The sequence below is a fragment of the Oleiphilus sp. HI0132 genome (genome assembly GCF_001635845.1).
The window spans coordinates 1-8,647 of sequence record NZ_LWGJ01001018.1 but is presented as its reverse complement, the minus strand read 5'-3'; the positions used below and the strand labels follow the sequence as shown (position 1 = coordinate 8,647).

At 42.1% G+C, this 8,647-nt stretch carries 9 protein-coding genes; all 9 read right to left on the bottom strand.

Going from position 1 to position 8,647, the window contains the following annotated elements; genetic code table 11:
• Positions 1-138: 138 nt before the first annotated feature.
• Entirely contained in the window at positions 139-1,275 is a 1,137-nt protein-coding gene (locus tag A3766_RS11435; RefSeq protein ID WP_197479549.1) for a lipopolysaccharide biosynthesis protein, read from the bottom strand.
• A gap of 219 nt (positions 1,276-1,494) precedes the next feature.
• Positions 1,495-2,463, bottom strand: coding sequence for a Wzz/FepE/Etk N-terminal domain-containing protein (locus tag A3766_RS11430; protein ID WP_068642235.1), 969 nt, complete (start codon positions 2,461-2,463; stop codon positions 1,495-1,497).
• Positions 2,464-2,560: 97 nt separating this feature from the next.
• The gene (gene cysC, locus A3766_RS11425; protein WP_068642233.1) at positions 2,561-3,169 is read right to left on the bottom strand and encodes an adenylyl-sulfate kinase; all 609 of its coding nucleotides are present in this window, start codon (positions 3,167-3,169) and stop codon (positions 2,561-2,563) included.
• Positions 3,170-5,638, bottom strand: a complete 2,469-nt coding sequence (locus A3766_RS11420; protein WP_068642231.1) for an SLBB domain-containing protein — start codon at positions 5,636-5,638, stop codon at positions 3,170-3,172.
• A gap of 654 nt (positions 5,639-6,292) precedes the next feature.
• Complete coding sequence (locus A3766_RS11415) at positions 6,293-6,694, bottom strand: DUF86 domain-containing protein (RefSeq protein ID WP_068553603.1); 402 nt, start codon at positions 6,692-6,694, stop codon at positions 6,293-6,295.
• Entirely contained in the window at positions 6,687-7,085 is a 399-nt protein-coding gene (locus tag A3766_RS11410) for a nucleotidyltransferase domain-containing protein (protein ID WP_068634330.1), read from the bottom strand. The genes A3766_RS11415 and A3766_RS11410 overlap by 8 nt, the downstream gene beginning before the upstream one ends.
• Positions 7,086-7,564: 479 nt before the next feature.
• Positions 7,565-8,035 carry a hypothetical protein gene (locus A3766_RS11405; protein WP_197470137.1) on the bottom strand — a complete coding sequence of 157 codons (471 nt, stop codon included), beginning with the start codon at positions 8,033-8,035 and terminating at the stop codon, positions 7,565-7,567.
• Positions 8,036-8,061: 26 nt separating this feature from the next.
• On the bottom strand, positions 8,062-8,361 hold the full coding sequence (locus tag A3766_RS11400; protein ID WP_068553729.1) for a nucleotidyltransferase domain-containing protein: 300 nt from the start codon (positions 8,359-8,361) through the stop codon (positions 8,062-8,064).
• A 59-nt stretch (positions 8,362-8,420) separates the two neighbouring features.
• Positions 8,421-8,647: hypothetical protein (locus tag A3766_RS32000; RefSeq protein ID WP_231882893.1), on the bottom strand; the 227-nt coding region annotated here is incomplete at its 5' end.

Here is an 8,647-nt window from a genome sequence, read left to right as displayed (position 1 = left end):
GAGTCCTCGACCAAAACCTCAGTAGCACCACTATCTATATTTAATCTAACAATAATCCCTGCTTTATAGGCCCCCCAAGCTTCACCTTTTTTAAGGTTCTCAGAATTTTGTCCGCCTACAAGTATCAATTCAGTCATTTCAAAACGCCTTTGATCTGAGCCCTTCCAATCGACTCATTTTTAAATAAATTAAGATATTCCAACTAATAGTGCCTAGCATAGAGGATAGTGCCGCACCTTCTATGCCTAATAATGGTATAAAAATAATATATGACACAATAGCTATAGCACCAGAAGCCAAAAGAGCTTTTGTCAACTGGTCTTGATTACCCGTCATTGAAGCAAGATACCCTGAGGGACCAAAGTATGAGTTAATCAACTGCCCTACCGACAGAATAATTAATGCACTATACCCTTCTACATATTCAGTACCGTACAAAGACAAGAGATATTGCCCTGCAAAGACTAAAAGAAGAAACAATAAACCCCCAATTACAAATGCCGTTTGAGATGCTTCCTTCAGCAGGGTATTTAACTCAGCCTTATTTCCTCTAGAAAACAAGAGAGATATTTTGGGCGCAAAAATTAAATTTGCTGAAGTCAGTGCAAACACAACCAAATCAGCTAACCTCGTAGCAACAACGTAAAAGGCAACCTGAGTAGTATCCAATAAAGCAGCACACAATAATATGTCAGCAGACTTTATTAACTGCCTAATCAATACGTTAGTAGCCATTCCTTTTGTGGATACAACCCAATCTTGCTTTACTGCACTAAGCTCTTTTTTGAGCAGCTTCGGGTAATTGTGTATTATCCGAGAGCTAATTAAGAGACTAACCATGGATGTAACGACCAAGACAACAATATGCACCCGAATCAAATCTTCAGATTCCATATAAGCACTATTTAGGTCTATCAATAGTGCCCAGCCTAACAATAATACTGGCTTCAATATAGATTCACTAAGTTCCGAAATTATTGGCCGCCCAACCCCAAGCAGTTCGCCTCTTCGATACTGAGAGTGGGCCAACAAAAAACCCGCTAAGACCAAGTAAAATAGAATCGATTCTTCAAAAGGAAATTCTATAGGGTTCCCTATGATATGATGAAATACGACAAACACTGAGAACAGAAATGAAATAAGCAATATTCTATTTAAAGAAAATAATCTATATTGACCAATCAAGTGATTCTTAGAGTTACCTTTATAATCAGCTAAGAAACGTATCGCTCCAGTGTCTGTGCCAAATTTTATAAATATAACCAATATATTCAAGCAAGTTAACCAAAGAGCATACGTCCCAAATTCACTGGGAGCAGTACATATCCTTGCCAACATCATCTGAGAAAGAAATAGCAAGAATACTGAAAGAGCCCTTACAGATAGCAAGGGAAACAAACTACATATCCGCCTAAATATTTGTGCTACCATAACTAAAAACGGCTATAAGCATAATAAGCATAATAAGCATAAATCGCCTATCCAAGCCCTAGCCTAAACTCCATTTATACTTCGACGGTTTTTAACGAAACGCAAAAGAACAATCGCCGTCGCAAACATTCCCCCTAACATTGCACTCAAAATAACTATTAAGGCTCGCTTGGGTTTAGACTTTTCTTCAGCAACCTTTGCTTCGCTAACTGTTTTGAGGACATATTCTTCACTAACTTCGGCAAGCATTAAAGTCTTAGTCTGCTCTTCAATTAACTGATAAAACACCGACTGCATATCAGAAACAGCTGTCTCGCTAACCTTTCTAGTGAGGTACTCGATACTGCGTAATGCCTCAAGCCTATCTTGCTGCTTGATATGTTTATTGATAGCCTCAACCAACAAGCCCACCCACTCCTTAGCCAAGTAAGGAGAATAAAACTCAATTGATAACTGGATTAAACCAGTGGAGTCATCTTTCCTTATACTTATACGCTCTTTAAACCGCTTAAATAACTCCCAACTAGTTGGCGCACTTGATTGCCCACTGTCTACCTCTCGAACCCACTTGTCAGAACTTTCATCAAACACATCAGGGTCTATCAATAAACGATTATTAACCTTATCCCAACCTTTAGCGGCGAAAATTGGAACCTGAAGTTTATTATCCTCAATAAAACGCTCAAGAAACCCCCACGTCTTCAGCAGTTCAATAGCTATCACAGACTTGTTCTCAGCACCCCCTCCAAGGTTAATGCCCGCTAAAGATGCTAATCCGCTATATTGCCCTACCAAACGACTAGAAAGCCCCCCCCCCGATGACGACGAAGCAGGAGCAAGTAATACGGTTGACTTGTACTCATCAGCAAGAGACAAAGCATAAAAAACAGAACTTACTACAAAGAAAGAGGAAAGCAATACAATAAAGACTTTACCTTTCCAAATCGCTCCAAAGACCTCTCGGAGGTCGATATCCTCTTGTTCATTTAAGTCTCTATTCGGAGTGTTAGCCTGTGCACCTGATACATTCATAGACAAAAGAAGTCTCATTAATAAAAGTTATTACAATTCAATTGTTGAAACAAGAAAAGGTCAACGCCCTATTTACCTTTCTTTCAATTGAAAGTTTTCATAATACAGATTTAAGAATTTTACGAGCCTTTAAGAGTTGAACAATTGATGAAACTGCATCACCAACTGAGTCGATAGAGGTATCAATGGCAATATCAGGACTATCAGGAGACTCATACTCAGAGTCAATACCAGTGAATTGTTTAATTTCCCCTTTCCGCGCCTTTGCATACAAGCCTTTCGGGTCTCGCTCTTCACAGACACTTAATGGTGTATTAATAAACACCTCTAAATACTCTGAGTCATCAAACATATCTTTCACTATTTTCCTTTCACTCTTAAATGGCGAAATAAAGGCACTTAGCGTAATAACACCCGCATCAACAAATAGTTTAGACACCTCACCTACACGTCGAATATTTTCCACGCGATCTTCATCGGAAAAACCTAGGTCCTTATTCAAACCATGACGAACATTATCTCCGTCCAAAAGATAAGTGTGATACCCGTTATCATATAGCCAGCGGTCTAAAGCATTTGCGATAGTAGATTTTCCTGAGCCACTTAGGCCTGTAAACCAAATAAGGCAGGGCTTTTGCTTATTTAAATCACAGCGTTCATCTTTTGATACAGAAAGTCCATGCCATACGACATTATTATCAGCCATTTACAAACTCCCAACCGCAGCAGCACCCAAAGCAATCTGATAAAATATCTGACTCATATCACGCCACAAAACAACTTGGTCAATTTTATCCGCATCAAGCGGCACAACCACAGTATCGCCCGGCGCTAGTTGAGAATCATTACTTGCAAACCAACTAGACGAGTCAGGCATCTGAACCCCGCCATTAGCTTTAATAATATAAATACGTTCATCATCTGCTTTATCTGTTAGGCCACCGCTACGCTCGATATAATCCCAGTAATCCAGCTCTTGTTCGAAGAGTTGAGATACAGGAAGCTGGACTTCACCAATGACTGTCACGGAGCTCTTTCTCTCGGGGATGAATAGTTCATCTCCATCCTTAAGCGATATTGAATAAGCGTCTTGCCCTGCTATAACCTTCTCTAGATCAATAACTAGACGACCTAGGGCAGGAGTAGTCTTGAGTTTATCCAATAAACCCTGAGCCTCTCCTAAACCCTGAGCTTTACTTGCATCAAGCGTTGTTTGATTCGCTGCAACTACTTCAGCCTTTGCAATATCAGCCTCTAATCGCGCTTGCATTTCTCTTAGCTGCTGCGCCTGCTGAGTCTTTAAGTCTTCTCTAGTAAACATTGCTCCAGGAGCATAAGCATATTCAGTTAAGCCGCCAGCACGTTCAATTACATCTGCTAAAGTGTCGTTTTTATGGAAGGGATAAACACCAGGAAACTTCACTTCGCCGCGTAAGGTAATTTGTTTAGTCTCTGCCCATTCTGGAATTGCTTTAACGGTTAGTACGTCTCTTGCCTGCAGTTTGCTTGATATGGAATCCGCATTAGAAAGTTGAACAACTCTTCTGTCTTGCACTCGATCTTGCTGCTCATTAATGGTCGTTCTGTTCAATTCAGCGCTTGATAGGTAAGCTTTTTCTGTCAGGCCACCAGCGGCAGAAAGCAAGTTCTCGACAGTCATATTTTCAACTAAGGGATAAACACCTGGGTAACGAACGTTGCCACCGACCGATACTTCTTTTGAAGGAGTAGAAATACTTGCTTGCTGACGCAGTTCTTCCACTAACTTAACAACTTCTTCAGAGCGATCACCATATAGGCCAAAGAACACTAGCTCATCTAGGTCTTGTAGCACTGGATCTGCTTCGCTTTGCTGAGATTTCAATGCATCTGCGATTCTAAAAGAGTGAACACTTAATGTTCGCTCAGGTTTTGAATAGCGTTTGATTAACGCATAATTTAGGTCTGGCTCCGGCTTTAAGTATTCAATACTTTGAATGATATCACTCACTCGTAAACCGGGCGTCCAACGGCGCGTTTCGGCACGCTCTACATGGCCAGCCACTTTAATTACATTTTCTACCTTCGGCAGAATTTTAGGTAAGGTAATCTGGTCACCATTTTTTAAAGTGCGGTTTATATCAGCATTTAATGATAAGTCTAAATTCAGGAACTCACGTTCATTTTGCTCATTAACCCGTTCAAGCGTCGCGCCTTGAGGGTAAGCTGAAGCCAACATACCACCGGAATATGAGAGAAGATCAGAAACGGAGCCACTACCTTTAAGCTCATAATATGCTGGGCGTTTAATTTGGCCCTTTATTGCTACTTGAGGGCCAACAGCTGGAATAAATACCACATCACCAGATTTGAGCTGTGCATCACCCGAGGTGTCGCCTTTTAGCAGCAAGTCATATACGTCGAGCGATTGAACAAGCTTACCTTTGCGTTTTAACTGAATATTACGCAGTGAACCCAACTCTGAAACACCACCACTCAACACTAGCGCATTGGTCATGGTCGAGAGAGAGCTAATCACATAGGAACCCGGTACACGAGCTTCACCCAATACAAAGACCCGAATCGAACGCAAGCTTCCCATCGAAACACTGGCTTTAACACCAATCATCTTTTGATCAATCGTCTTTTTTATTTTTTCTTTGGCTTCAGAGAAGTCTAGGCCAGCTAAACTCATTGGGCCTAAGTCAGGGATATAAACCTGCCCCTCCTGATCAACGACCAATTCGAAGAATTGGCTTTCTTTACCATAGAGATTCACTTTTAGTGAATCACCCGGGCCTAATACATAATCAGATGAAACAGGGATATCGGTAATAGGTGCAAAGGTCGTTGGCTGGCCGGCGAATAGGTCGTAGCCGAAAGCAGGCAGTTTGCCTTCTTCCATTTCAGTATTGGTGTTAATCTCTCCGCCCACAGACTCAGCTACTTGCTGCTGAGCCACTGGCATGACGCTGTTAGTTTGTGCAACCACAGGCGTTTGCGCAGCATTTACATTGGGAATATCCACACCAAACTGCTTGGCTAAACGAGCCTGCTCAGCTGCAGGTAGACCCTTAAACTGTTCGAGCTGCGCCGGTGTAGGCTGTAGGGCAATAGATTGAAGCGAGAATAAAGCTGCTATTACAAAAAGAAATGCACGCCCAGTGAGCCTTAGGCGAGAGAGTGTATCGATCATTCCTGATTCCATCATTATTAGAGAGTACTTCACTGTGATGACCATGCATGACGATCATCTTAATGGGCGCTAATTTAGCATTTAAAGGAGGGGCTTACTAGTTGGTGGAGTGGTCTATTTTAACATTTGTTTACATTATTTGATGTTTGTCATTCCTTGGAACCCTAAGAAATAAACATTTGAACCACCGAGGACACCGAGCGCTTCGCTACACAGAGGAAGAGATTGAGACACATCTAAAGAAAGCTATTATCTTTTCTCGGTGCAGGCCACAGGCCGCTCTGTGTTCTCGGTGGTGAATCAGCTTTTATGTCTTAATCTTTAAGGGATAAACCGATGAACCACCGAGGACACCGGGCGCTTCGCTGCACAGAGGAAGGGATTGAGACACATCTAAATGAAAGCTTTAATCTTTTCTCTGTGTAGGCCGTAGGCCGCTCTGTGCCCTCTGTGGTGAACCGTCTTTTATGTTTTGATCTTTAAGAAACAAACACTTGAACCACCGAGGACACCGAGCGCTTCGCTGCACAGAGGAAGAGATTGAGACACATCTAAATGAAAGCTTTGATCTTTTCTCTGTGTAGGCCGCAGGCCTCTCTGTGCACTCTGTGGTGAACCTGCTTTTGCGTTTTGATCTTTAAGGGCTACTTCTCACTACTCCGAAATAACTTCTGCACTAAAACCTTCGAAATCTGACAAGTGCTTTTCAATTACTGAAATCACAATATCTAAATCGAGCGTTTGGTAATCATGCACTGCTATATTTCTTAAGCCAACCATTCGCTTCATCGCGCCAGAGATGTCGACCGTAATCAATTTTGCCCCTGCTAGAATATCGAAACTATCACGTGCCGACTGAGGTATTCCCAGCCGGTGCACACGAATTAGATAATTTGCTATATCAATTGACGCCTCACACGCTCTTTGAATATTCAATAAGACAGAATCTTGTTTGGTGTAATTTTGTTTGAATTCTGCCTCGCTAGTAAATTCCTCGCGAACTCGCTGCAAACACCGTTTTATTGTTGCGAGTTTATTCAGTATGACATCATCCATGCTTCATTCCTTTAAGCTGAGCAACAAAGTCAGTCATAATGTCTTCACGCCCCTCCTGTAAACGGCCATACATGCTGAGAACACGCGTTTCGAAAGACATCGCAGCGTCACAAGCATCATACAGCAACTGACCTCGCTCTATAATTTGCACATTCAAAACCGTGGTCGATTGAAGCAAGTCAATCAAATCAACTTCTGCACAACAGGTATTTGCCAGGAGCTCTTTAAGCTCCCATAAGGTAGATACGGGTATTTTTTTCTCTGCCATGACTGCGATATCCCAGTCACTCGAAGGTCGAGCTTCATTAGTAGCTCTTGAGCCAAAGAGGTAAATCAATTTAACACTTGGTAGATGTTGTTTTATTAGAGAAACCAGCTCGGAGTTTTCCATATCGCTTAAACCGTTTCAGTGGCTTTGTCATTTTATGATCTAGATAATAGACAGAATAACACGAGTGATAGGATCTTGCTTATGACGGCTTTGATATTTTTATTTCTCTGTGTAGGCCGCAGGCCTTTCTGTGCACTCTGTGGTGAACCTGCTTTTGTGTTTTGATCTTTAAGGGACAAACATTTGAACCACAGAGGGCACCGGGCGCTTCGCTGCACAGAGGAAGGAATTGAGACACATCTAAAAAAAGCTTTGATCTTTTCTCTGTGTAGGCCGCAGGCCTCTCTGTGCTCTCGGTGGCAAATCATCTTTTATGTTTTGATCTTTAAGGAACAAACACTTGAACCACCGAGGACACCGAGCGCTTCGCTGCACCGAGGAAGTGATTAAGAAATACTAAAAAGCTTTTTATCTTTTCTCTGTGTAGACCGTAGGCCGCTCTGTGCTCTCTGTGGTGAATCGTCTTTAGTATTTTGACCTTAAAGACTTAAAAGTGATTGAGCCTGCTTATCGTATGACCTTTGAACAGTAAGCAACATTTCTACTAATTCAATTGCCCTATTAAGTGCAGACGAGAACTCCTCATTATCTTCAACATAATCATGAACCAAACGATTTCTAAGATTTCTCGCCTCTATCCACTGTTCGACCGAAGCAATTAATCCAAGCTTTTCCATTCGTCCCAAGTTATTGATTGCAGAACTTGGCGTTTCAAGCATTTGTTTTAATAACTCGGGAGTACACTTATCACCTAAGTGATCTTGAAGCCTGCCAAACCTTGCGACAAACGCATCGACCCGCTCAGCCATATCTAGATCATCTTCAAGACCAGCAACCCATTGGGGATTAACTTCTTCAGATTTTAAGCGGCTCCACGTCAACTCCAAGTGCTTTGCTTCCTTTTCTGCCACTTTAATCAAGTGTCGTAAACGGTCTTTATTATTACCCATTAAAATAATCCTTCTCTATTTTTTATTTAGAGCGCTATTCCTTGCGCTTTAGCTTGCTTATGAATAGTTTGATACGGCGTTAGTGCATCCACCAAAATCACATCTATTTTTTGATCGCCGATTGCCATCTGAATTTTTGCCGCGATTCGAGCAGCGGCCGACGCCCTATTTTCAATTTGTCGCGCCGTCTCAACAAAAAGGTCGATATCCCCCCCCTTTGCGGAGTCATCTACTCGTGAACCAAAAAGAATCACCTCTGCCTCAGCGCCTAAAACTGCCTCTACAGATTCTTTAATTTTTGATACTTGAAATGAACTTAGCCGCACAGCCTACCCTCAACAATTCTTAGTGTTGTCAGTATAACAGGGAAATACTGAGAGCGTGCTTAAGGCGCTTTTAAGAAAACGCTTTCTTTTCTCGGTGCAGGCCTCAGGCCGCTCTGTACCCTCTGTGGTAAACCGTCTTTTATGTTTTGATCTTTAATTAAGGGATAAACCGATGAACCACCGAGGACACCGGGCGCTTCGCTGCACCGAGGAAGGGATTGAGACACATCTAAAAAAGCTTTTATCTTTTCTCTGTGTAGGCCGCAGGCCGCTCTGTGTCCTCGGT